This window comes from Seonamhaeicola sp. S2-3 (assembly GCF_001971785.1).
In the GTDB taxonomy this organism is placed as follows: domain Bacteria; phylum Bacteroidota; class Bacteroidia; order Flavobacteriales; family Flavobacteriaceae; genus Seonamhaeicola.
Genome location: NZ_CP019389.1, coordinates 1,806,597 through 1,831,361, shown reverse-complemented (window position 1 = coordinate 1,831,361; position 24,765 = coordinate 1,806,597). Strand labels below are relative to the sequence as shown.

16 protein-coding genes are annotated in these 24,765 nt (G+C 33.7%); 1 reads left to right on the top strand and 15 read right to left on the bottom strand.

Annotated elements, in window-relative coordinates; translation table 11 throughout:
* From BWZ22_RS08370 to BWZ22_RS08330, 9 genes are all read right to left on the bottom strand, one after another.
* Window positions 1-786, bottom strand: coding sequence for an energy transducer TonB (locus tag BWZ22_RS08370; protein WP_076699288.1), 786 nt, complete (start codon window positions 784-786; stop codon window positions 1-3).
* Window positions 787-948: 162 nt separating this feature from the next.
* Window positions 949-1,884 (bottom strand): transposase, encoded by a 936-nt coding sequence (locus BWZ22_RS08365; RefSeq protein ID WP_076697213.1) that lies wholly within the window; start codon window positions 1,882-1,884, stop codon window positions 949-951.
* Window positions 1,885-1,927: 43 nt separating this feature from the next.
* A complete protein-coding gene (locus BWZ22_RS08360; RefSeq protein ID WP_076697215.1) occupies window positions 1,928-2,311 on the bottom strand; it encodes a hypothetical protein in 384 nt (127 codons plus the stop codon).
* A gap of 188 nt (window positions 2,312-2,499) precedes the next feature.
* On the bottom strand, window positions 2,500-3,222 hold the full coding sequence (locus tag BWZ22_RS08355) for an energy transducer TonB (protein ID WP_076699286.1): 723 nt from the start codon (window positions 3,220-3,222) through the stop codon (window positions 2,500-2,502).
* A gap of 59 nt (window positions 3,223-3,281) precedes the next feature.
* Window positions 3,282-3,659 carry a VanZ family protein gene (locus tag BWZ22_RS08350; protein ID WP_198027663.1) on the bottom strand — a complete coding sequence of 126 codons (378 nt, stop codon included), beginning with the start codon at window positions 3,657-3,659 and terminating at the stop codon, window positions 3,282-3,284.
* Window positions 3,652-4,032 carry a glycine cleavage system protein GcvH gene (gcvH, locus tag BWZ22_RS08345; protein ID WP_076699285.1) on the bottom strand — a complete coding sequence of 127 codons (381 nt, stop codon included), beginning with the start codon at window positions 4,030-4,032 and terminating at the stop codon, window positions 3,652-3,654. The genes BWZ22_RS08350 and gcvH overlap by 8 nt, the downstream gene beginning before the upstream one ends.
* A gap of 65 nt (window positions 4,033-4,097) precedes the next feature.
* Complete coding sequence (gene sprA, locus BWZ22_RS08340; RefSeq protein ID WP_076699283.1) at window positions 4,098-11,312, bottom strand: cell surface protein SprA; 7,215 nt, start codon at window positions 11,310-11,312, stop codon at window positions 4,098-4,100.
* 7 nt (window positions 11,313-11,319) lie between these two features.
* Complete coding sequence (ruvA, locus tag BWZ22_RS08335) at window positions 11,320-11,901, bottom strand: Holliday junction branch migration protein RuvA (RefSeq protein ID WP_076699282.1); 582 nt, start codon at window positions 11,899-11,901, stop codon at window positions 11,320-11,322.
* 51 nt (window positions 11,902-11,952) lie between these two features.
* Window positions 11,953-14,250, bottom strand: coding sequence for an NADP-dependent malic enzyme (locus tag BWZ22_RS08330; protein WP_076699280.1), 2,298 nt, complete (start codon window positions 14,248-14,250; stop codon window positions 11,953-11,955).
* 311 nt (window positions 14,251-14,561) lie between these two features.
* On the opposite strand from BWZ22_RS08330, the gene BWZ22_RS16985 reads away from it, so the two are divergent.
* A complete protein-coding gene (locus BWZ22_RS16985; protein ID WP_256371313.1) occupies window positions 14,562-14,696 on the top strand; it encodes a hypothetical protein in 135 nt (44 codons plus the stop codon).
* A gap of 7 nt (window positions 14,697-14,703) precedes the next feature.
* On the opposite strand, the gene queG is transcribed toward BWZ22_RS16985, so the two are convergent.
* The 6 genes from queG to BWZ22_RS08300 form a co-directional block, all read right to left on the bottom strand.
* Window positions 14,704-15,630, bottom strand: a complete 927-nt coding sequence (queG, locus tag BWZ22_RS08325; protein ID WP_076699279.1) for a tRNA epoxyqueuosine(34) reductase QueG — start codon at window positions 15,628-15,630, stop codon at window positions 14,704-14,706.
* A gap of 40 nt (window positions 15,631-15,670) precedes the next feature.
* Window positions 15,671-16,693, bottom strand: coding sequence for a Holliday junction branch migration DNA helicase RuvB (gene ruvB / locus BWZ22_RS08320; protein ID WP_076699277.1), 1,023 nt, complete (start codon window positions 16,691-16,693; stop codon window positions 15,671-15,673).
* A gap of 47 nt (window positions 16,694-16,740) precedes the next feature.
* The gene (locus BWZ22_RS08315; RefSeq protein WP_076699276.1) at window positions 16,741-16,956 is read right to left on the bottom strand and encodes a hypothetical protein; all 216 of its coding nucleotides are present in this window, start codon (window positions 16,954-16,956) and stop codon (window positions 16,741-16,743) included.
* A 140-nt stretch (window positions 16,957-17,096) separates the two neighbouring features.
* Entirely contained in the window at window positions 17,097-18,980 is a 1,884-nt protein-coding gene (locus BWZ22_RS08310) for an OmpA family protein (RefSeq protein WP_076699274.1), read from the bottom strand.
* Window positions 18,981-18,998: 18 nt separating this feature from the next.
* A complete protein-coding gene (locus BWZ22_RS08305) occupies window positions 18,999-19,955 on the bottom strand; it encodes a type IX secretion system membrane protein PorP/SprF (protein ID WP_076699273.1) in 957 nt (318 codons plus the stop codon).
* A 28-nt stretch (window positions 19,956-19,983) separates the two neighbouring features.
* Window positions 19,984-24,663 (bottom strand): gliding motility-associated C-terminal domain-containing protein, encoded by a 4,680-nt coding sequence (locus tag BWZ22_RS08300; protein WP_076699271.1) that lies wholly within the window; start codon window positions 24,661-24,663, stop codon window positions 19,984-19,986.
* Window positions 24,664-24,765 lie beyond the last annotated feature (102 nt).

Genomic DNA, 24,765 nt, shown 5'->3' with positions numbered 1-24,765 from the left:
TTAGTTTTGAACCTGAAAAATAATAGGCAAAGTGTACCTAACTTTTACTGGTTTATCTCTTTGTTTACCAGGTTTCATTTTAGGCACCTTATTAATAACACGTTGAGCTTCCTTTGTTAATTCTGGGTGAGGTGCTCTTGTTTTAACATCAATTACATTGCCTTGTGTATCAATGGTGAATTGTGTTAATACTGTTTGCCTACCAGACAACCCTAAGTCATCACCTATTGATGTATCAAATTTTTTTCTAATTAATTTAGAGAGTTTATCAGACATACATTTTTTTCTTTCTAAATTAGTTGTCTTGTTTTCGCATCCTGGGTAAATTGGTACTTCTTCTATAAAAACAAAATCAACAATTGGGTCATCCTCTGGTTCGCTATCTAAATTTGGTAAAGCATCTGGGTTGAAGGGAGTATCATTAGTAGGTGGTTCAAAAATATCTGGTATATCTTCACTTATTGGCTCTTCTTCTCCACTAACAGGATTTTGATGTACTTTTTCTTTGCGTTTAACTTCTTTCTTTTTAACCTCTTCTTTAGGTTTTACTAAATCATTAAATACATAAAGGTCATCTTCATATTCAACATCATAAGTAACTTGAGGAGGAATTTTAGTTTCAAACTTCATTTCAAACAAGCCAAAGATAACTAGGAGGCATACTATTAGCCCTAATTGAAAATAAAGGGTGGAGTTTTTTTGTAAATTAGCATCATGCTTTTGTGATTTTTTCACAGTTTGCTCATTTTGCCGAATGAGGCTGTGAGAATGTTTTTGATTTTTCATTTGTTATTAATTTAATTGAAAACTAAAGTCAAATGTAATTTGTAAACAAAAAAGCTAGTTGTTACCGGTAATTTCAACTAATTTTTTGAATTACTCATTTCATAATAAATTATAGTTTAAATGTTAATATGGATCAAGTCCAAAATCTGGGTTTTTACCATTTTAAGAATATAATTTAATCAAGCGATATAAGAAGTATTCCGTATTCCTGACTCCCCTAAATTGAGATCTAAAAGCCTTTACTTTGGCATTAAAGGATTCAGCTGAAGCATTAGTACTTCTGTTTATAAAATAGTTGAGTACAGAGCGGTAATTTAAAGTAATACTATTGGCTACCGTTTGGAAGCTCTTAAATCCTGACTCCTCTACATCTTTGTACCAGTGGGCTAGTTTGGTGTAAGCTACTTTAATATCTATGGCTTGGTTAAAAATATTCCTCAAGCCTTGAACAAGTCCATAAGCTTTCTTTAATTCTGGGTATTCATTAAACAATATCTGTCCCCTCTCTTTCTGATTTGGAGTCCATTTATCTGGGGATTTATACAGTAGATATCTACTCCTGGCCAGGAGTTGTTTTGAGCTATCACCATTAGAAAAAGTTACAGGTTTAAATTCTTTGTCGGCAGCTCTAGATAGCTTTATCTGTTCATTTTCTTGATCCAAAGCTTCCCATCGGTATTTGATACGAAGATCTTGGAGCGCCTCTATTGCCAGCTTCTGTACATGGAACCTGTCTGTTACTTGGATGGCTTTCGGGAAACATTTAGTGGAGATTGTTTTCATAGAGTTAGCCATGTCTAAGGTAATCTCTTTCACTTTAGCACGCTTTTTTGCTGGGATCTTCAAGAGTTGTTCGATAATAGGCTCCACTTTAGTTCCGTGGAATATCCCAACTAAAGCCCCTTTCTTTCCTTTGGCCTTCTTATTGGTAATGATGGTATAGAGCTCTCCCTTGGACAGCGCTGTCTCATCAATGGATAAATAAGAACCTAAGTTTTCAGGGAAAACAAGCCACTGTTTAGCATGACTCTTATGCTCCCATTGCTTAAAATCACTTAAGTGATCCTTATAATGTCTTTGAAGCCTTTTTCCGGACATACCATACTGGCGCCCAAGTTGTTGGCTGCTCAGAGCAGTATTATCAGTCGATTTCTTTTAAAAAAGCAGCAAACTCTTTTGATATTCGAGTTCCCTGTGCAATAAATTCATCCCATTCACGACTTACTTTAATCCTCTTTTTATCAAGTAGAACGTCCCAACGCCTTCGTTTAAGATTTAATGATAGTAGATTGTCTCGAACGGGATAATCCTCGATTATTCGAGGCTCCATGAAGCCACTGGCTTTATACTTGCAATCCTTGTACTTAGATGGTATTTGTTTTTTCTCCTCCAAATATATCGTTAGACGGTTCTCATATAAAACATGCTTTATAGGCTTCTTATCGAATCCAACAATATCAAAATACTCTAATATTCCTTCTGGTAATATTAAACTTAACAAGGATAACTCAGTGTCTTTATTCATCAATATAATTTAAAGTACAAAGAAAATTATTTTTCTCTTTAGACCCAACTTTTGAGATTGATCCGTTAATATTATGATAAAATCACAATAAGCATACCAAAAAAGAAATCCCGTTACAAATTTTGTAACGGGATTTTATATATAATTTATTAAGCTTATACTAGGTTGTTAAAACAACTAGCTTTCAATTAATCTTGCACTTGGAATATAATAGGTAACGAGTATGGAACGTTTACTGGTTTACCACGTTGCATACCAGGTTTCATTTTTGGTAATAAACCTATAACTCTTTTAGCTTCCTTTTCTAAACCTGGGTGTGGTGCTCTTGCTCTAATACCAGTAACAGCACCTGTTTTATCAATTTTAAATATTACATTAATACGTTGTCTTCCTGATAAACCTAGGTCACTAGCTAACTCTGTATTAAATTTTTTATTTACAAATTGAGATATCTTTTTAGACATACATGCTCTTTTCTGGTTGTTATTTCCTTTTTCGCAACCTGGGAAAACTGGTACGTTTTCAATTACAGCAAATGGTACATCAATATCTTCTTCAACTTCTTCTACTGGTTCAAGATCCTCAACTTCAACAATCTCAGTTTCTTGATCTACTTCTGTTGATTCTATAACAGTTTCTTCAACCTCTACTTCATCTTCAACAATCTCAATTACTTCTGGAGCTGCTGGTGGTGGTGGTGGAGGTGGTGGTGTTTGAATTTGTTCTGTGATTGGAATTTCTTCTTCAATTTCTTCTTCTATATTTAATTGACCTATGTCTACTTCTTCTTTGTCATAGGTCTTATAATTGATTGCATAGTTTGTTAAAAACAACATTAATGCTAAACCAATTGCGAAGTAAAGAGAACTGTTACGTCCTACATTTGCTTTAGAATTTTTTTTCGGTTCCATAATTTAAACGTTTATCAAGATTGCTAAAATAACTATTTATTTATCAAAAAAGCAAGAGTTTATAATTTTTTAATATGTAAACTTTTTATTGCCCATAATAACAGTGACGCTAGTAATACTCCTAATGTATTTGCTAAGGCATCATACATATCTAATGCTCTATAATCAGTCATGCTACCTTGTAATAGCTCAATAATTATGCCAAAAATCACTGATAATAGAGCTGCTAGTAAAAGGGCTTTTTTCATCTTAAATTTAAATGAAAACAAAAATGAATAAAACCACAATATGGTTAACACTGCATAGGCTATAAAATGAAATATTTTATCTCCGAATGAAACTTTAATATCTGGGAGGTTATTAAGCCTTATTAAACTAACAATTGTTAGAAATATGGTATAACCAATAGCTATTAAAAGTGTTGCTTTTTTAAGCACCAATTAAGGCTTTGTAATCATCGGCAGATAAAAGGCTATCAGCTTCTGAAAGGTCTGAGCACTTTACTTTTATCATCCATCCATCTCCGTAAGGGTCTGAATTAACATTTTCTGGTTCATCTTCTAAAGCCTCATTAAATTCTATAATTTCTCCAGAGAGTGGTAAAAATAAATCTGATACTGTTTTTACTGCTTCAACGGTACCAAAAACCTCTTCTGCATCTAGTGTTTCATCAACGGTTTCTACTTCAACATATACAATATCTCCTAATTCGCTTTGCGCAAAATCTGTAATACCAACTGTTGCTACATCACCTTCTATTTTAACCCATTCATGGTCTTTGGTGTATTTTAATTCTGATGGAATATTCATTTTTTACTAATTAAGTTATTTACACAAATGTATTTATTCAAACTGATAAATTCAACTGATATTTATTAATTTCCAAAATTATATCTAAGTGTTATACCAGACCTAATGGTTGTTTGAGGAAATGCTGTTGAAATGGCGTATTCTGAAAAGGCATAATCAAAGTAAAAGATACCTGTTAGGTTTTTACTAAAAGCATAATCTGCGGTATATTTTAAACTCCAAATAGTTTGCCCAGAAGTAACCTGATTATTCTCTAAATCTAAATATCTAATTATAGTTTTATTATCTCTAACTGAGATATCTGCTTTCATATCTAAATCACTTACAACGCTTTTTTTAGGACCCGCTAATTTAGACTTAATACGCAAATCTTTTATTCTGTAGCCTAAACCAAGTGTATATTCGTTTCCTTGAACTTCGGTTAACAAGTTATTGTCAAAGCTTAATGATAACATTCTATCTTTGGCTACTTCTGCTAATATTTTAACAGAGTTTTTCATTTCAAAATCAATTCTAACTAAGGGGCTGAAAGATTCTGTTAAATTAATACCACCAAACAAACGCTCATTTTTATAATTACCTGATTGGTCTAAGGCTTCTGATGGCTGACTTGCATATTCTAAACCAGGTATTGGGGCTTCGTTATCATCTGGATTTGTATTTAAGTTTAAGTTTGTATTAAACTGATTAATAGTGTATGCTGAACGGTAGCCATGAGTTACCGAAAAACGTTTAAAACGCTTTTTAAACCATGCAAATTTCATAAAACCAGAATATTTTAAATCCCAGTTTGGAATAGGAATATCTCTAAAAGCTCCTGTTTTAACCTTGTTTGCGTCTTGTCCTGTATAGGCAGCTAAAAATGCTGGTAATAATACTTTTTGATTTGTTTTACCAAAACCTAAGGGGTAGCCATCATCATCTCTTGCGTATAATACGCCTTCGCCATAAAACTCTTCTGCTAATCTTTCGGCTACCTTTAATCTATTACTTCTAAATTCATTAAACGTTTTAGATATATTTTCATCACTTTTACTAAAAGCTGTTTTTATTAATACTGTAGAAATATTAAAATTACCGAAGGTGTTTGGTGTTAACGAGTTATATATACCATTGGTAACGGTATAGTTTTCTGAATAGTTTTCATAATAGGTTCTATTTCCAACTAAATCAATTTTTAAATCTTTTATTGGTTCTAAACTTGCTGAAATATCTAGCTGTTTGGTGTGGGTAGTTGTGTATTGCTGATTAAACTCATCAAAAACTGTTAGCCAACCTTTTTTTGCTGCTAGGTATCTTATATCACTTTGACTACCAAATGTAAAACCAACTGTTGGCCTAAGCGTACCAATAAAACCAGGAGTTTGAGTATAACCAGGTAAATACGTTCCGTTGTTTTCAGAATATCTTAACTGCATTCTTTTTATACTGGTTAAAATATCAACACCTGCATTTAATATTTTAGTGGTTGTTTGGTCTTTTATTTTTGGTCTGGGCTTATTTTTGTTATTACTGGTTCCTGGAGGGCTTCCTGCTGATGTTGATCTACTTCTAACTCTTTTTATTGGTTTTTTTACCAAACCTATATACTTATAAAATCTGGTCATATCTAAAGATGCATTTAGGTCATGCACATTAGAGTTTGAAATAGAATTAATGTCTTCTCCTATAACTTCACCATATAAATCTGAGCCTTTTTCCCAATTAAAAGTTCCTGTATATTGGTAGTTTGCATCAATAAAATTAAAGGTTGGTATTTTATTTAATGGCAATTGATATGTTAATCCTAAGGTTTGTGTTTGCCTGTTAGGATCGCCAAAATCAAACAAACCATCCCAAACATCTAAGGTTTCATCTTGTTCGCCTGCAATTAAATCGTTGTCCTTATAATAGTTTCTAACTATATTGTTATTAGCTGCATTAAAGTTTAATTGTAAGGCATCTGTTAAATTATAATTTATGGTGTACTGAAAGTCAAATGTGTAGTTTCTTCTAAATAACTCTTCTACAGAAATATCGTCATCACTCAATTCAACGTTTCTATATTTTTGTCTATTGAATTGTCTATTAATATCTGTATTGACACTAAAACTAGAAGGCAGTAGATTAAAATTAAAATCTTTTAAGAATTTCCAGTACTTTCCTGTGAACAAGGAATCGTTCTTTTTAAAAGGTTCTATTTTAACAGGATTAAAGTTGAAAGCATAATTTGCTCCTACACGAACTGCTTTATTTACTGAATTTTCAATTTCAAAATCTCTGTGCTCAACCTTATTATAAGAATAGTTTAAGGTTACATTTTCAACATCATAAAAACGTGGTGTTTTATCTGTGGTTCTGTTTTTTCTTACACCTATAAAATTAATACTTTGGCGTTTTGTGTAATCTTCAGATTGTTCTTTTATAGTTTCTCTTTCTTGTTCGTTATTTGCAGCTTCTAACCTAGACTCTAAAGTTAAATCTTCGTAATATGCATCGTACTTTGGTGTTATTAACTCTTCGCTTTGCGCATAATTAAAAGGAATTTGAACACCCCATTTTTTAGGTAATAACTGACCTATTTGTACGTTTGTAACAACATCATATTGTTTAACATCTTCTAAACTACGCTCACTTGGACCTTGTTCTATAGAGCCAAAACCTGAAGTACTTTGTCTTCCTGTTGCGCTTATGCTTGCAAAATCTGCAATGTTGGTATCCATACTTACTACTGCTGCCCAACCTCCTTCGTTATCCATATCAGATAAACGCAACTCATTAAACCAAACCTCAGCACAAACATCATTTCTTGTGGTAGCATTTTTTACACCAACCATTAGTGTTCTTACATCTCCAAAATTTGGATTTCCTTTAATACCTATTCTGTGCTGACCAGACACATAACCTGAATACGGATTTGAAACAGGTACTAGTTCATCTCCAACAACATCATAAAAAGTAGGATCTTCATTAGACAATGAACCATCTGAAATACCAAGTGATTTAATATCTCCTAATTTTTCAATTTCTAAATTAATTTCATTAGCCTCTGGCCAAAGCCCTTCTCTTGTTGTAGAGGTTGATACCTGTAATGGTATTTCTATTTGATAAAAATTCTCTGTTAAATCATTACCCATTCTTATGAACCCAACTAGCTCATTATCGTTTAACGTACCTTCATCATCATCAGCATGCATATACATTCTTAAGCGCTTAAACTGCCTCATGTCTATGCTAATGTTTTTATAAACAGCTTTAGAATCTTCAGCTTCTAAATTACATACATTTACTACTAAAGATTGTTCATTTTGCTCTATAACAGTATTGTTGTTAAACAATTCTTCTGGTTCTATATCAGGAGGGCTTTGATAACTGCCTTCGTTTTCTAAAGTACCTATTACGCCTACTGAAAATTCGGTTTGAGGATCATCGGGTGTTGGATCATCTTCATCTAAGGCTTGTGTGTAACGTCTCCAATCACTTCTCACTAAATCTAAAGTACCAAAACGGAATACGGTTGTTTCTGAAAACTCTTTAAGAAACATTCGCATAAAACGAACAGATCTTAAATCGCTTATACCTCCTATAGCTCTTGCGTGACTCCCTTCAACGGGTATTCTAAATTGATACCATCTTACTGTTTTAGAGTCTCCATTGGGTAAGGTACGTGGTCTTTCTTTATAATCTCTTAAGAAATCTTTTAAAGGATTGGTACTAGAAATGTTTTCAAATTCCGCCTGTGTTTCTGGTAAATTTTGTCTTGTAATATCTAGTTCGTACTCAAAATAACTATCAATGGTATTCATTGTGTTATCTCGGTTAATATCTTCTACATCTGGTTGGGTATTGGCGGCTCTTCTAGTATCTGAAAAAGTATCTGGTGTGTTACCTTCTACACCATTGTAATGTTTATAACGCTCAAAAATACCACCATCGGTATCTAAGAAATAGATATAATTATCATTAGCTGGATCTGACCCAAAATTAGAACCAAACACATTAGCTTCTTCAACATCATTATAACCATCATACCCAACGTCTTGATTTGTTCTTTCATCTCCAGTGGTATCAAAAGCATAAACTAATGATTGGTTTTGTGGTGTTACAGTTCCCCATGATGTAGGTGTTAACAAGCTTACATCTCCATCTTCTGGCAATCCGTTTTCATAAAGTTTCTTACCGTCTTTAATAATATCTTCTGAAATATTACCAAGGTTAAATACTAGCTTACCTCCTGGATTGGTTGGATTTTCTTGAAACGGATCTTGCACCCAAAAATCGATATATTCTACATTTTGTTGTTCAAAATCTGTAGATGTTAACGCTCTAGTAATTCCTGCCCAACTTTCACTTGGATTATCAATTGTACCATCTGCAGCATTAGGATCAAAATTATACGGACCTCTTTCTTGTGGATAATATGCCAAATCTAAAGTATATAATACTGAATTTTGACCTTGTACTAAATCTTGGTCTGGAAACAATTCATTTATAAATACTCTACTGGTATATAAGCTAGACATATCGTCGTCTGTGATATCACTTGGTCTTTGACTACTATAGAATATAGGGTCTATGGTGTACCAATTTAACATAGCTCTACCATAACCATTTTGAATACCTGCACTTATATCGCTTTCAGGATCTTCAATACCATCGCCATCTAAATCTACTGGTCTACTTGATAAAAACCATGATTGCTGTGAGGTTAAATCAATGGAGTTTTGAGTGCCTTCAAAATCGTCAATATAAGATGTTGCTTCACCATTTAGGTCTGTTCCTTTGGGTGAGCCAGGAGCTAAATAAGCAAACTCACCACGTAGTGAAAGGTTAGATTCTACATCTGTATCTATATTAGGTAGTTTATTAGCTAACCTTGTTAAAAATGGTACTTTGGTAGCATAATTTCCGTTTATACCAAAAATGGTATTATTAATGGGCTCCGTTCCGTAATTAGCTTTTTGGGTTATTGGGCGCTCATTAAGGTTTAAAAGTGTTGCTCCTAAAACAAAATCTTCATTAAACTTATGTTCTATATTAAGCCCTGTAAAGCGTTTGGTTTGTTGCCCAAAAACGGCATTGTTTTCTGTTGAAACTTCAATTGGTGTGCTGGATGCTTTTAAAGCTTCGTCTAAAATTTGAACGGTTCCTAATTGATAATTAACCGTGTAATCTATACCTTCTACTAAAACACGGCCACCAGCAGTTACCGTAACAGACCCTCTTGGAACGTTAAAGGCTCCTAATGAAATACCATCACTTCCTGTAGATTTATAACGCCCTTTAATTTTAAATTTATTTTTTTCAACCTCTTCTAGAGCAGCAGTTTTTGTTTCTTTATAAAGAATATCATAGACATACTTTTGTTGGTTTTCGTTATATGAAGTATTGTCTTCATAGTTATTTCCTCCCCCTAAAACATTATATAAATATTCTCCGAAAGGTTCTGCACTTGTAAATATTATTTTTCCGTTATCTGGAATAACGGTTATACCAGGATAATAATCAAAAAAGCCATCACCTTTAGCTTGCGGGTCATTATTAAAATTAAGTTTATCTAAATTGAAAACTCTTAATAAGGGTACGTTTTCAATTAAATCTTCCTCTGATGTTGATGCAGAAACTGGATTTCCGTTTATATCTAAATCAAAACTACCTCCAACAGGCGTAATATAATTTAACAATGATGATTCATTATAGAATATATTTAAGGTAAAATCGTCTTGACTTAAATTGTAGGCACCAGTATCATAGATGTTTTTCATCATCAAATCCCAAACGGGTTGATCTACATTGGTAATGCTACTTTTTAATAGTTTTAGAACTAAACTTTGATTTGTAACTTCACCAGAACTTGAATCTACATCGGTTGCATCTACACCATCATTTGCAAACTCACCTACTTGATAAACTTGTCCACCAACAGTATATTGAAAAGCTACAGCTAAAACTTCGTCATTATTTAGACGAGAGTTTAATGATATATAACCTAGCTCTTCATTTAAATCATATTCTTGTGGTGATAACTTTCTAGCGTTTTCTAGTTTTGCATAGTCATAACCCTCTTTAACATTTGAGACTGTAATACCACTTTGCACAGTAGAAATATCTCTTATAGCAGTTGTTAGTTGAGACCCGCTACCACCAATATTAGTTGGGTCAAAAGCATTATTGCTATTATCAGGAAATGCCCCTGGAGCTGCATAAATATTAACCGCAGACCCAACATTATCAGACTCTCCAATATCTTGAAGCGCTACAATATTTCTAACATCGTCGGTTTGGTTGCTTCTGTTGGTTATCCATACCTCTATTCGGGTAATTTGAAGTCCTTTATTGTTTATAAAAGGGTAATCTTTTAACGAGGTATCATAAGTATCTTTAAAATATTGAGCTAAAAAGAAATGACGGTTTTCATCATATTCTTGAATAAAGAACTCAAATTCTTCAACAGTGCCTCCTCCTTGAGATACTACTGTATTTGCCTGAGATTTTTGCTCTGAAAATACTCCTGTAACGGTTGTTTTACCAAACTGTAGTTGTGCTTTTACACCAAACAAACTTTGAGCTCCTGTAATTAATGAGCTATTTAAAGGCATACTCACATTACCAACTTCAATTTTTTGAATAATATCATCTTCTGTTGGCGTGTAATCTAGCTTTATTAGATTTTGGAAATCAAAAGATGCTTGGGTATCATAGTTTGCATTTACTTGCAGTCTTTCTCCTACTTTCCCTTGAAGACTTAAATTGATTCGTTGATCAAAATCAAAGGTAAAATTACTTCTGTTTCTTGGTGAAAATGCGGGGTTATCTTGTTTTGAAAAGAGCACTCCTAAGTCCATTTCTACAGATCCTTGTGGAATAACTTCAATAGTATTACCTCCAAAAATAGACTCAAACAACCCAGACTTTACATAAAATTCTGGTAATAGATTTTTCTGGCCGTCTTCACCTACTTTTTTCCCTTCAAAAGCATCTATTTTTTCTTTGTAATAGCTTCTAATATTTTCTTTGGCAACAAGCTCATAATACTCTTTAGGAGTTAAAATAATGGGATAATTTATATTAAAACTTCCTATTTTTTCTGTGTAAATATATCGGTCTGTAACGGGGTCATAAGTATATTTAGATTCAACGCTATTAGGATTGGGAGATTTTATAGTTCCTTTACTAAACCCTGTTTTTACTGAATCTTGGGGTGTTTGCTGTGACCACGAAACTATAGAGCTAAGTAGCACTAAAACTAAAAAAGTATATTGTTTAAACGACTTATAAAATTTAAGGCTAGTTCTCTTCAAAATATTTTTATAAATTTTTTAAGGCCTGTTTAATTATGGTTTCTACATCTGCTTCTGGTTGCGAAGCAACAATTTTATCTACAACACGCTCTGCTTGCTTTTTGGTAAAACCAAGCACTTCTAAAGCAGATAACGCTTCATCTTTATTGGTATTGCCTTGTGAAACCGAAACTTCATCAATATCATAGATCTTTAAGATTTTATCTTTTAAATCTAATATTACTCGTTGTGCCGTTTTTGCCCCAATTCCTTTAATAGACTGAATTAAAGCTACATCATTATTAGCTATACCTTCTCTAACTTGTTTTGGAGTTAAGGAAGACAACATGGTACGAGCTGTACTTGCCCCTACACCACTTACTGATATTAACAACCTAAAAATCTCTCTTTCTGCAATTGATGAAAACCCATAAAGTGTGTGAGCATCTTCTCTTACTTGAAGATGTGTATAAAGCTTTAAACTTTCATTGTCAGGGATTTGAGAGTAAGTATGTAGAGAAATATTAATCATGTAACCTACCCCATTGCAATCAATGACAACATGTGTTGGATTTTTTTCAGTAAGTTTTCCTTGAATATGTGTTATCATTTATACTAATCCCTTAACCAACCAAATGTAATAAAATTTATTTTTATTGCTTTACTTCTTTTTAGCATTAGCCTTTTCTAACTTTTCTTTTTCTTGCGCATCTATTACCGCAATTGCACTAATGTTAACAATTTCATCTACACTGGCTCCTAATTGTAAAATATGTACAGGCTTATCCATACCCATCATTATAGGCCCAATAGATTCTGCTCCATCTAATTCTTTTAAAAGCTTGTATGTAATATTTGCAGCATCTAGATTTGGAAAAATTAATGAATTTACCTTTTTACCCACCAATTTTGAAAATGGAAATTTTTCTCTAAGCATCTCATCATTTAACGCAAAATCTGTTTGTAACTCTCCATCAACATTTAAATCTGGATAATGTCTGTGTAAATAAGCTACAGCTTCTCTAATTTTAGAGGCTTTTTCATTTTCTGAAGACCCAAAATTTGAATAACTTACCATAGCTAGTACTGGGTTTAAACCAAACAACTTTATTACTTTTGAAGTCATTTGTGCGATTTTTGCTAAATCTTTTGCACTAGGATCTATATTGATGGATGTATCACTTAAGAAAAGAGGCCCTCTTTTAGTCATCATTAAGTTAGTGGTTGCTACTCTTGTAACCCCAGGCGCCATACCAATTAACTCTAACATTGGTTTTACTACCGTAGGATAACTACGAGAATATCCCGAAATTAAAGCATCGGCATCACCTTCATTAACCATCATAGCAGCAAAGTAGTTACGCTCTCTCATAAGCCTTTGTGCTGCATAATAAGTAACCCCTCTTCTTTTACGGTTTTCCCAATACACTTTTGCGTATCTATCTTTTCTTGGGTTTTCTTCTTCTGCTTTAGGATCAATAATAGGTATATCGTCATGAAAATCAATTGATGCCATAAGACCTTCAATGGTTTCTTTTCTTCCTAACAAAATAGGTTTAGCTATCCCTTCCTCATGTACTATTTGGGCAGCTTTTAAAACATCTAAATGGTCGGCCTCTGCAAACACTACTCGTTTAGGATTTTGTTTTGCTCGGTCTATAAGCAGCCTTACCATTTTATTATCTGATCCCAAACGTTCTCTTAAAACATCTTGATAGTCTTCCCAATCTGTTATTGGCGATTTAGCAACCCCAGTATCCATAGCAGCTTTTGCTACTGCAGGAGGAACTTCGGCAATTAAACGTGGATCAAATGGTTTTGGTATAATGTAGTCTTTTCCAAAAGCTAGTTTTGTTTCTCCATAAGCAACATTAACCTGTTCTGGTACTGGCTCTTTGGCTAATTTTGCTAAAGCCTTAACCGCTGCCATTTTCATTTCTTCATTTATTTTTGAAGCTCTTACATCTAAAGCACCTCTAAATATAAAAGGAAATCCTAAAACGTTATTAACCTGATTAGGATGGTCACTACGACCTGTTGCCATAATGATATCTTTTCTGGTAGCAACTGCTAAATCATAATTAATTTCTGGGTTTGGGTTAGCCATTGCAAACACTATAGGGTCTTTAGCCATAGACAATAGCATTTCTGGAGATACAATATCGGCTTTAGACAAACCAATAAATACATCGGCGCCTTCCATAGCTTCATCTAAAGTATCTATTTTTCTATGGGTTGCAAATTCTGCTTTTTCTGAAGATAAATTCTCTCTATCTTTTCTAATAACCCCCTTACTATCAAGCATTACCATGTTTTCTTTTTTGGCTCCACAGGCTTGATATAAGCGCGAACATGAAATAGCTGCAGCTCCTGCTCCGCTAATTACAATTTTAGTGTCTTCAATTTTTCTATTGGTAATCTCAATAGCATTTATTAACGCTGCTGCGGAAATGATTGCAGTTCCGTGTTGGTCATCATGCATTACTGGAATATCCAGTTCTTCTTTTAAGCGTCTTTCTATTTCAAATGCTTCTGGAGCTTTTATGTCTTCAAGATTAATACCTCCAAACGTTGGCGCAATGTTTTTAACGGTTTCAATAAATGCATCAACATCTTCTGTATCTATTTCAATATCAAAAACATCAATATCAGCAAATATTTTAAAAAGTAAACCTTTACCTTCCATAACTGGTTTTGAAGCTTCCGGACCAATATTTCCTAAGCCTAAAACAGCAGTTCCGTTTGAAATTACTGCAACTAAATTTCCTTTAGAAGTATATTTATAAGCATTATTTTTATCCTTTTCAATCTCTAAACAAGGTTCTGCAACGCCTGGAGAATATGCTAGAGATAAATCTCTTTGTGTAGCATATTTTTTTGTAGGTACAACTTTAATTTTACCAGGTGTTGGTTTTGCGTGGTATATAAGGGCTTCTTTACGTTTATTTTGCTCTCTCATTATTATTACTTTAATTTCTTATTGTCTGTGAGAATAACAGATTTAAAAGACACCTTTGCACAGTGCTTAAAAAACTATTTTTAAACTTCAAATATAAGAATACTTAAAACTAAAACAGTCAATCTTTTGATAATATTGAAAGCTATTTTGAAGATAAAATTACATTTATTAAAAAACTTAAAAATCCTTGTTGCAGAGATTGTTATTAATTGAATTATTGTTAGTGCGTTTTTAATTCCTAATGTAAATTTAATGTTAACAAATTGTAAATTAAAAGTAAATTTACTAACTTTGTTTTAAAATTAAGCCCTATGAAGTTATATAAAAGAATAAAACAGTTTAGAAAAAAAGCTTACTACGAGTATTGGATTTTAACTATAAAGATAAGGCTTTATGCTGTAAAATATAGACATGCCTATAAAATGCCTTACTCTGAAATTTACTAGATAATCTTTAATTTTTCTTTAAGAAACTAATATTTCGTTTTAAACCAGAGTACTTGGTTCGTTTTACTGCAGATTTTTTAAATACTTTACGAAAGGTTTCTTCGGTTATGTCTTCCCAATCTTGCTTTGTCATTGATAGTAGTTCTGGATGTGGATTAAAAAGTGGTTCATTGTGAGACTTTGAAAAACGGTTCCACGGACAGACGTCTTGACATACATCACAGCCAAACATCCAATCATCAAATTTTCCTTTGAATTCTGTTGGGATGTTATCTTTTAACTCTATTGTAAAGTAAGAAATACACTTACTTCCATCTACTACATAAGGCTCTGTTATGGCTTCTGTTGGGCAGGCATCAATACATGCAGTACAAGTACCGCAATGATTGGTAACTGGAGCGTCATATTCTAAATCTAAATCTATTATAAGTTCTGCTATAAAATAAAATGAGCCCACTTTTTGAGTTAATAAATTACTATGTTTCCCTATCCAACCCAATCCACTTTTTGCAGCCCAAGCTTTATCTAAAACTGGTGCAGAATCTACAAAAGCCCTTCCGTTTACCTCTCCTATTTCATCTTGAATAAATTGTAAAAGTGATTTTAATTTATCTTTAATTACAAAATGATAATCTGTTCCGTAAGCATATTTAGAAAGCTTGTAACTATTAGCTGTTTGCTCTTGGCTTGGGTAATAGTTTAACAACAAAGACACTACACTTTTTGAACCTTCAACTAATTTAGTTGGGTCTAAACGCTTATCAAAATGGTTTTCCATATAACGCATGTCTCCATGCATGTTTTGGCTTAACCATTTTTCTAATCTTGGAGCTTCGTCTTCTAAAAATTGTGCTTTACTAATACCACAAGACAAAAAACCGAGGCGTTTTGCTTCGGTTTTTATAAGTTGGGTATGTTTAGCTTTTAATGTCATAAATAGAAATGCTAAAACCTATTTAGAGCAACATAAGATATTAAAACAATCCGCCTTGTGTTGACCCTTTAGCCTTTCCTAAGTGTTTGTAGGCTTGTTCTGTTACTTCGCGCCCACGTGGGGTTCTCATTATAAAACCTTGTTGTATTAAAAAGGGTTCATAAACTTCTTCTATGGTTTCTGGGCTTTCACTTACTGCTGTGGCTATGGTTGTAATACCTACTGGACCACCTTTAAATTTATCTATGATGGTTGATAGAATTTTGTTATCCATATCATCTAAACCATGCGCATCTACATTTAAGGCTTCTAAAGCAAATTTTGCAATTTTAATATCAATAGTACCATTGCCTTTTATTTGTGCAAAATCACGCACTCTACGCAATAATGCGTTGGCAATACGTGGTGTTCCTCTGCTTCGTCCGGCAATTTCAATAGCAGCTTCCATTGAAATTGGCACGTCTAAAATGCTGGCACTTCGCTGTATTATAGTGGTTAGTAAATCGGTTTTATAATACTCTAACCTACTTTGAATACCAAAACGCGCCCGCATGGGTGACGTTAATAGACCTGAGCGTGTAGTGGCTCCAACCAGAGTAAATGGATTTAAGTTAATTTGAACAGTTCTAGCATTTGGCCCTGTTTCAATCATAATATCGATTTTATAGTCTTCCATTGCTGAGTACAAATACTCTTCTACAATAGGACTTAACCGATGAATTTCATCTATAAACAAAACATCACGCTCTTCTAAATTGGTTAATAAGCCTGCCAAATCTCCTGGTTTATCTAAAACCGGACCCGATGTTACTTTAATTCCAACTTCCAATTCATTAGCCAAAATATGAGCTAAAGTTGTTTTTCCTAACCCTGGTGGTCCATGAAACAGTGTATGATCTAGAGCTTCTCCTCTTAAATTAGCAGCTTTTACAAATATTTGCAAATTTTCCAACACTTGATCTTGACCTGTAAAATCATCAAATTCTAAGGGTCTTAACTTTTTTTCTACATCTAATTCTTCTGGCGAAAAATTCTCGTTTGTTGGATCTAGGTTTTCGTTCATTTTTATAGTGTGTCTTAACCCGATTAACCATTCGGATTTTTAAAACATTAAAGCGTTAAAACATTGGTGGTTTTTAAAACATATACAAGAACAAGAACAATTACTGCACTTATACCTAGAATACCTTCCCAGTGATAGATACTCCAATACTCTCTCCTTTTTGGTATTCTTCCTGTTATTTTTTTAAACCTTATGTAGGCTAACTTGTGAATAATATAACCTACCAACAAAAATAAAACTATTGCAATTATATAATACACCATAGGCTTACTAATTTATAACATGATAAAAATACGTAAAACAAACGACTTACTTAGAAAGTAATAAATGGTGAAAACATATGTAAAAAAGCCTTTCAATTCTGAGGTTATCAGAAAGAAAGGCTTTAAGGGGGTTTGGTTGGTTATTTTAAGATTGTAAACTCACAACGTCTGTTAATATCGTATTCTTCATCATCACAAATACCTTCTTTTACGCATTTATTTAGCGGTCTTGTTTCTCCATAGCCTACACTTTTTAATCTGTTTTCATCAATACCTTGATTAACTAAATACTCTAATACCAAAGCAGCTCTTTGTTTTGATAAGTTTAAATTATATTGTTCTGATCCACGGGCATCTGTATGTGCAGCAATTTCTACTTCTATAGATGGGTACTTCTTCATTAAATCTACTAAAACATCTAATGTTTTGGCCGCCTCACTTGTTATTTCAGATGCATTGTAGTTAAAATAAATTTTATCTAGCTGAACCTGTAATTCACCTTTATCGTTTTGCCTAATACGTTCTTCGGCATTAGTAAGTGATTCTAAATTAATATCAATTTTATGAGATTTACCGTATTTACTGGTTAAAAACTCTAATTCTTGATCTATATATGCTTGACGAGTTCCTCTAATTTTATATAATTTATTAGGCTCTAGTTTAAAAACATAATAACCATTTTCTCCCACAATGGTATCTTTAATTATGTTGTTAGATTGATCAATAATTTCTACCAATGCTCCTGGCAGAAGTTTATTACTGTTTTTATCTTTTACAACACCTTCAACTTGATATTTTGCTAATAGATTTTCTTGTCTTGAAAAACTAAAAATTCTATCATACCCTGTACGGTTAGATGATACATAACCCATATTATCTTTTTCTCTAATTACATAGGCAAAATCATCTAAGTTGCTATTAATGGTGCTTCCTAAATTTACTGGTTTATCAAAATCACCGTTAACCATCTTGCTTCTAAAAACATCTAAACCACCATAACCTTGATGCCCTATAGATGAAAAATAAAGCACATTAAGTTCACTTATAAAAGGGAATTGCTCACGGTGTTTGGTGTTAATAGTTTTGCCTAAATTTTCGGGTTCTCCGTAAGTGCCATCTTCGTTTATGGCTACTTTGTAAATATCGAAACTTCCGTAACTTCCGGGCATATCGCTAGCAAAATACAGTGTTTTTTCATCATTACTTAACGCCGGGTGTTCTGTACTATAACTATTTGATGTAAATGGTAAAGCCGTAACATTTGTCCATTCACCATTAATTAATTCTGCTTTATAAATTTTAATGTGGGCTATACGCTCTTTATCAGTTTTTTTACGGGTGCTGTTAGTTCTATTAAAATACATGGTTTTTCCATCTTTAGTAAAAACAGCATTACTTTCATGAGAACTGGTATTAATGGCTTCAGAAAATGGCTGCACATTAATTAACGTATTAGAATTTGTAAGCGTTGCAGTGTACAAGTCTAAATAGGGTAATTCATTCCATGAATATGAAGGGTTTTCTGTATTTCTAGCCGAAGCAAAAACTACTTTATTATCTCTATAAAACGACAACCCAAAATCATTTCTAGAGCCTTCATTTTCAATTTGTTTTAGTTCAAAATTATGAGGTGTTATTTTTTTATTAGCCTCAATAAACTCTAAAGTATTAACTGGTTTATTGTAATATTTACTTAAATGTTTATCGGCTTCTTTATAATCTTTAACCCCTTTTAATGCTTGTGCAAACCTAAAATGATACTCTATGTCAATAGAATCTCCGTATTTAACAAATAATTCTCTATAGGTTTCAATAGCCTTTTCAAGGCTGGTGTTATAATAGTAACTATCTGCCAAATTTTGTAACACTTCTTGTGTACGCGCTTTAGTTTCATAAGTTTCGGCCGCTTGGGTATAAGCTCTCATTTCAAAAAGCTTATTGGCTCTTTTTAGGTTTCCTTTTTGTGCTAATGCTATTCCACTAACTAATAAAAGGCTTGCAAGTGTGTATATGTATTTTTTCATGTTTCCTAGTATTAAAAATTAGAAGAATCTTGGTGAACGATCATATCCGCCTTTAAAACCGAATAAATCAACATCAAACAAAATGAATATTTCATGAGATCCAGAGTTAAAATCTCCTAAGTTAGTAGTTGTATAATCATAGGCATAGCCAATTCTGAGTTCTGGAGTAACTCTAAAATTCACTAAAGCACTCATGGCATCTCCTAAACGATAGCCTAAACCAGCTTCTAGTTTTTCATTAATTAAAACGTTTGCTGTAACATCTAAAGCCATTGGAGCACCTTTTACTGCTTTACCCATAAATGCTGGTTTTAGTTTTACATTCTGATTAATATTGAACACATATCCGCCTGTAAAAAAGTAGTGTACATTTTCTACACCTGTTGCTTTTACTCCACTTTCTTCTTCTAAATGTTTTGTTGACAACATATTAGGTGCAGATAACCCTAAATAATAATTATCTGCAAAAAAGAAGGCCCCTATACCTAAATTTGGAAATACTTTGTTAATGTTTTCGTTAAAAGCTACATCGGTATTTGTTCCTCCAGATTGCAATACAAATCCATCAAAATTTGTATCAAACATGGTTAAACCTGCTTTTAAACCAAAAGAAATTTTACTTTCAACACCAACGGGTAATACATATGCAAAATCTGCGTATATATTATTTTCGCTAACAACATCACCAATATCATCATTTGTAAATGAGATTCCCATCTCTATTTTATCATTTATTGGTGTATGTGCAAAAAAGGTTCCTGTTTTAGGGGCGCCTTCAATACCTACCCATTGGGTTCTATAAAGTCCTCCTAAGTTTAATATTCCTTCTTCTGCAGTAGCATAAGCCGGATTAATAACACTCATGTTGTACATGTATTGTGTAAACTGAGGATCTTGTTGAGCAAAACTTTGTAATGACAAGAACGTCAAACTTAACAAAGCAGCTATTTTATGATATATATTTAAATGTTTCATTGTTTCTAAATTTTGCTTTATCTATAAATTATCTGCTTAAGTATAAGCGTCCTTGTTCTGGTTTGTTTTCGCCATCATTAAACCTAAATATGTAGAAATAAACTCCTACTGGTAAGTCTCCTTTTGAAATGATTCTGGATTGATTTGAAGTACCATCAAATCTTGGTGTATTGGCATTGCCTTTATACACAAGGTTTCCGTTTCTATTATAAATTTCTATTTCAAAATTTGGGTATAATAAGGCTAAATTATCTACTTCATACGTGTCATTTACACCATCTCCGTTTGGTGAGAAACCATCTGGTAATTTAATTTTCCCACAGGCGGTTACGTTTGGAGTAACAGCTAAACGCGTACTACTTTCACAACCTGTTGATGCATCTATTAACGCTGCGTAATATGTTGTATTAGTTAAATTTGTACTACTAGATATTATTGATCCTCCTGTTTCAGAATCATACCAAACTACATTTCCTGCATTAGAATCATACTCTGCAATATTGTTGGTTAAATCTAATATCATAGGCCCATCATTAATACAATATTCAGCTGAAGCATCTAACAATGTTGGGGTTGCCGTATCATTAACAGTAACATCAATTTGAACTGCGTTAGATGATTCGCAACCCGAACTATTGGTTTGTGTTGCGTAATAATCTTCACCATCAACTAAACTTTCTGTTCCTGTTAACGGTAATGTTAAGGAGGCATCTTCATACCAATTTATAGTTCCTGTTGAACTTATAGTGCTATCTAAATCTGAAACTGTAGGATTGTCAATCAAACAAAATTCAGGATTGTTATCTGTTACTGTTGGCGTTGGTGTATCATTAACAGTTACTGTAACAGTAGCTGTAGCATCTGGTGAACAGGGTGAAACTGCTGCAACGGTATAAGTGTATACAACAGCTGCATCTACTGCTGGATCAAAAACACCTGTACTACTAGCCATTGCTGGCGACCATGTTCCTCCGCTTTGTGCTCCAGAGCCTAATTGCTCAAATAAATCAATGGGGCCATCAATCATACATAAATCTACCGAGGTATCAGCTCCTGCATTTGGTGCTAAGGTTACTGCTACATCAATACTGCTTGACACCGTTCCACATCCATTTGATAAAGTATACGTATATGTTCCAGGAGCATCTACTAAAGGATTAAAAACCCCAGTACCACTTGCCATTACTGGAGACCATGTTCCACCAGAATCTGGTGTTCCTCCTAATTGAGTAAATAAATCTATAGTTCCGTTATTACTACATAAATTTAATGGTGCGCCATCTGTTCCAGCATCTAAAGGCTCTTCAATGGTTACGGTAATAGTTTCGCTATCATCTACACATGGAGCCGAAGCTATTACTGTATAAGTAAAACTATAAGTTCCTGCTGAAACTCCTGTGGCATCAAATATGTTTCCTGTTAAATTACCTACACCATCATTATTATTCCAAATACCTCCATTATCTTGAGTACCATCTAAACCATTAAATAAATCTATATTATTATCTGTATTACACGCAACTATTGGAGTCGTGTTAATATTTCCTGCATTTGGAGATTGATAAATTGTTACTAATACAGCGGTTCTTGTTGAAGATTCACATCCTGTTGTAGCATCTGTTTGGGTTACATAATACGTTTTAGCATCTGCAAGCACTGTTGTATTTGCCAATGGTGTTCCTTCTGTAGCAACATCATACCACTGTACAGCATTACCAGTTACAACTAAATCTGCAACCGTAGCACTATCACAAAATTCTTGAGTTGCTGATGCTGCTGGTGCCGGCGTATCATTTATAATAATACTAACCGTTACGTTTACATCGTCACAACTTCCAATGGCATCTACATCATATGTGAAATTATAGGTGTTAGCTGCTAATCCTGATAAATCTACGGTATTACCGGTTAGTGCTCCTGTTGCATCGTCATCAATCCAAGTTCCAGTTTGATCTTCACCCGTTAATAAATCGAATAAATTAAAACTTGCTGGAGCAGCACCTTTACAAAATTCTTGAGGCGTATTTACTGTACCCGATTCTGGGGCATCTTCAATTGTAACTGTTACTGTACTACTGTTAGTACAACTATTGGAGTCTGTTATACTGTATGTAAAATTATAAGAACCAACTGCCAAAGCTGTTAAATCTAAATTACTACCTGATAAAGCGCCTGTTGAATTATCATCTGACCAAGTTCCGCCAGCATCTTCTCCTGACAATTGTCCAAATAAATCTAAAGGTGAATTTGGTATAACATCATTCTCACAAAGCACGACTGTCGTTGGTGTTCCGGTGTTAGGTAACGGATTTATAATAATACTAACCGTTACATTTGCATCGTCACAACTTCCAATGGCATCTACATCATAAGTAAAATTATAGGTGTTAGCCGCTAATCCTGATAAATCTACGGTATTACCGGTTAGTGCTCCTGTTGCATCGTCATCAATCCAAGTTCCAGTTTGATCTTCACCCGTTAATAAATCGAATAAATTAAAACTTGCTGGAGCAGCACCTTTACAAAATTCTTGAGGCGTATTTACTGTACCCGATTCTGGGGCATCTTCAATTGTAACTGTTACTGTACTACTGTTAGTACAACTATTGGCGTCTGTTATACTGTATGTAAAATTATAAGAACCAACTGCCAAAGCTGTTAAATCTAAATTACTACCTGATAAAGCGCCTGTTGAATTATCATCTGACCAAGTTCCGCCAGCATCTTCTCCTGACAATTGTCCAAATAAATCTAAAGGTGAATTTGGTATAACATCATTCTCACAAAGCACGACTGTCGTTGGTGTTCCGGTGTTAGGTAACGGATTTATTATGACACTTACTGTTACATTTACATCGTCACAACTTCCAATGGCATCTACATCATAAGTAAAATTATAGGTGTTAGCCGCTAATCCTGATAAATCTACGGTATTACCAGTTAGTGCTCCTGTTGCATCGTCATCAATCCAAGTTCCAGTTTGATCTTCACCCGTTAACAAATCGAATAAATTAAAACTTGCTGGAGCAGCACCTTCGCAAAATTCTGTAATAGCTAATACAGGTTCACCTGATTCTGGAGCAGGCTCTATGGTAATAGTTATTTCTTCTGTATCAGAACATGTACCGTTATCAATGGTATAGCTATAAGAATAAGGACTTCCTGCTACGGTAAGAGTTGTAATATCCAGAGCATTTGAAATGGTGGCATTAGAAACATCTGTCCAAGTTCCATTATCATGATCTTGCGAACCATCTAAAGCATCAAACAAATTAAAAGGAGTGTTAGCGCCTAAAACATTCTCACAAAATGTTTGATTTACAGCTACTCCCGCATTGGGGTCTGCTAAAACAATTACTTGAACTTTGGTAGATTCTTCAGGACAAGGGTTAGGTGACACATTTTGGGTATACGTAAAATCATACGTTCCTGGAGTAAATCCGGTTAAATCTATTGGAGATATAATTACAGGGTCTGAACTTGAGGTTCCTTGTGTCCATTGTCCTCCTGCATCTTCATTATCTAATAAAGTAAACAAATCAAACGCTGCTGGTAAACTGGACTCGCAAAACGAAGCAGGATTTAAAGCAGATGGCATCCCAGATGATAAGGTTTCGTTAACTGTAATAATAACATTTGAAGTTTCATCTGGACAAACACCTGCACTCAATACTGTATAAACGAATGTATGAGTTCCTGCGGTTAAAGATGATATATTTACAGTACCTTGATAACCATTTGTTGTAGTTAACGGTCCAAACCAACTTCCTGTTGTTTCTGGTGTTCCGCCTAATTCATCATATAAATTGAAATCTAACGTAGGTAAATTATCAATACAATATTCTAAATTTCCAGAAGTACCTGCATCTACAGGTGTATCAATATTTACATTTACTGCTACAGGATTACTAACACAAAACACATCATTTATTTGAACGTAATAGGTATTACCATCAACTAATGGAGTTGATAATGATAATGCTGGCGGAATAGGGTCTCCAAAAGCATCTAAGCTATTATACCAACTAATATTTGTTGCTGCAGTTCCAGGATCTAAATCTCCAATGGTTGGGTTAGTATCTGAACAGAACCCTTGCGGATTTACAGGGGTTGGATCTGCTGGTGCATTAAAAACACCTACTTGACCAATTTCTACTTGACTTCTACATCCTCCATTATCAGTGAAAACAATAAAATATTTTGTTGCTCCGCTAGGAATAGCATCTGTACTGTTTGCTTGATTTGTTAAATCTAAGTCATAGTAAATTTCTATATCACCTCCACTTGGAATGTTGATTTGCAAAACATCATCAATATACGTTTGTATTGTAGCACCTTCATTACTACAATAAATCTGATCAAGGTTTTGACCACTTTCTGATACTTGAAAACTAATAGTTATGGGCTGTCTGCTACCACAAGATCCTGAACTATCATCAGCATAATAGGTTCCTTCTGAAAGTAATTCATTGTCAATAAAAGGATTAGTACCTGTAAGTGAGTTATACCAAACAATACCATTACCATTATCAGTTGCATAATCTGCACTTAAATCTGCAAAAGTATATCCTGAAGCATCACATATTGGTGGAGGCGTTGGATTTGTGACTGTTGGACACTGCGCTATAGCAGAAAAAGCGGTCCAAAGCAATGCCATTACAAAGGTCACAAACGAAGTTGAAACCTTAAAAATAGGTTTTGTTTTCATAGATTGGGTTAATTAATAGTTGTTAATAGCTTATATATCTAAATGACTTGATATTGATAATCAGTTATTCGTTAATAAAATATTTCTTTCGCAATTTAACTG

Bases quoted from the DNA above. Each gene is read 5' to 3' on its own strand.
- ruvB (WP_076699277.1), bottom strand. From the start codon at position 16,693: ATGAACGAAAACCTAGATCCAACAAACGAGAATTTTTCGCCAGAAGAA.
- ruvA (WP_076699282.1), bottom strand. From the start codon at position 11,901: ATGATAACACATATTCAAGGAAAACTTACTGAAAAAAATCCAACACAT.
- BWZ22_RS08310 (WP_076699274.1), bottom strand. From the start codon at position 18,980: ATGAAAAAATACATATACACACTTGCAAGCCTTTTATTAGTTAGTGGA.
- gcvH (WP_076699285.1), bottom strand. From the start codon at position 4,032: ATGAATATTCCATCAGAATTAAAATACACCAAAGACCATGAATGGGTT.
- BWZ22_RS08305 (WP_076699273.1), bottom strand. From the start codon at position 19,955: ATGAAACATTTAAATATATATCATAAAATAGCTGCTTTGTTAAGTTTG.
- BWZ22_RS08355 (WP_076699286.1), bottom strand. From the start codon at position 3,222: ATGGAACCGAAAAAAAATTCTAAAGCAAATGTAGGACGTAACAGTTCT.
- BWZ22_RS08315 (WP_076699276.1), bottom strand. From the start codon at position 16,956: ATGGTGTATTATATAATTGCAATAGTTTTATTTTTGTTGGTAGGTTAT.
- BWZ22_RS08365 (WP_076697213.1), bottom strand. From the start codon at position 1,884: ATGTCCGGAAAAAGGCTTCAAAGACATTATAAGGATCACTTAAGTGAT.
- BWZ22_RS08330 (WP_076699280.1), bottom strand. From the start codon at position 14,250: ATGAGAGAGCAAAATAAACGTAAAGAAGCCCTTATATACCACGCAAAA.
- BWZ22_RS16985 (WP_256371313.1), top strand. From the start codon at position 14,562: ATGAAGTTATATAAAAGAATAAAACAGTTTAGAAAAAAAGCTTACTAC.
- BWZ22_RS08300 (WP_076699271.1), bottom strand. From the start codon at position 24,663: ATGAAAACAAAACCTATTTTTAAGGTTTCAACTTCGTTTGTGACCTTT.
- BWZ22_RS08370 (WP_076699288.1), bottom strand. From the start codon at position 786: ATGAAAAATCAAAAACATTCTCACAGCCTCATTCGGCAAAATGAGCAA.
- BWZ22_RS08360 (WP_076697215.1), bottom strand. From the start codon at position 2,311: ATGAATAAAGACACTGAGTTATCCTTGTTAAGTTTAATATTACCAGAA.
- queG (WP_076699279.1), bottom strand. From the start codon at position 15,630: ATGACATTAAAAGCTAAACATACCCAACTTATAAAAACCGAAGCAAAA.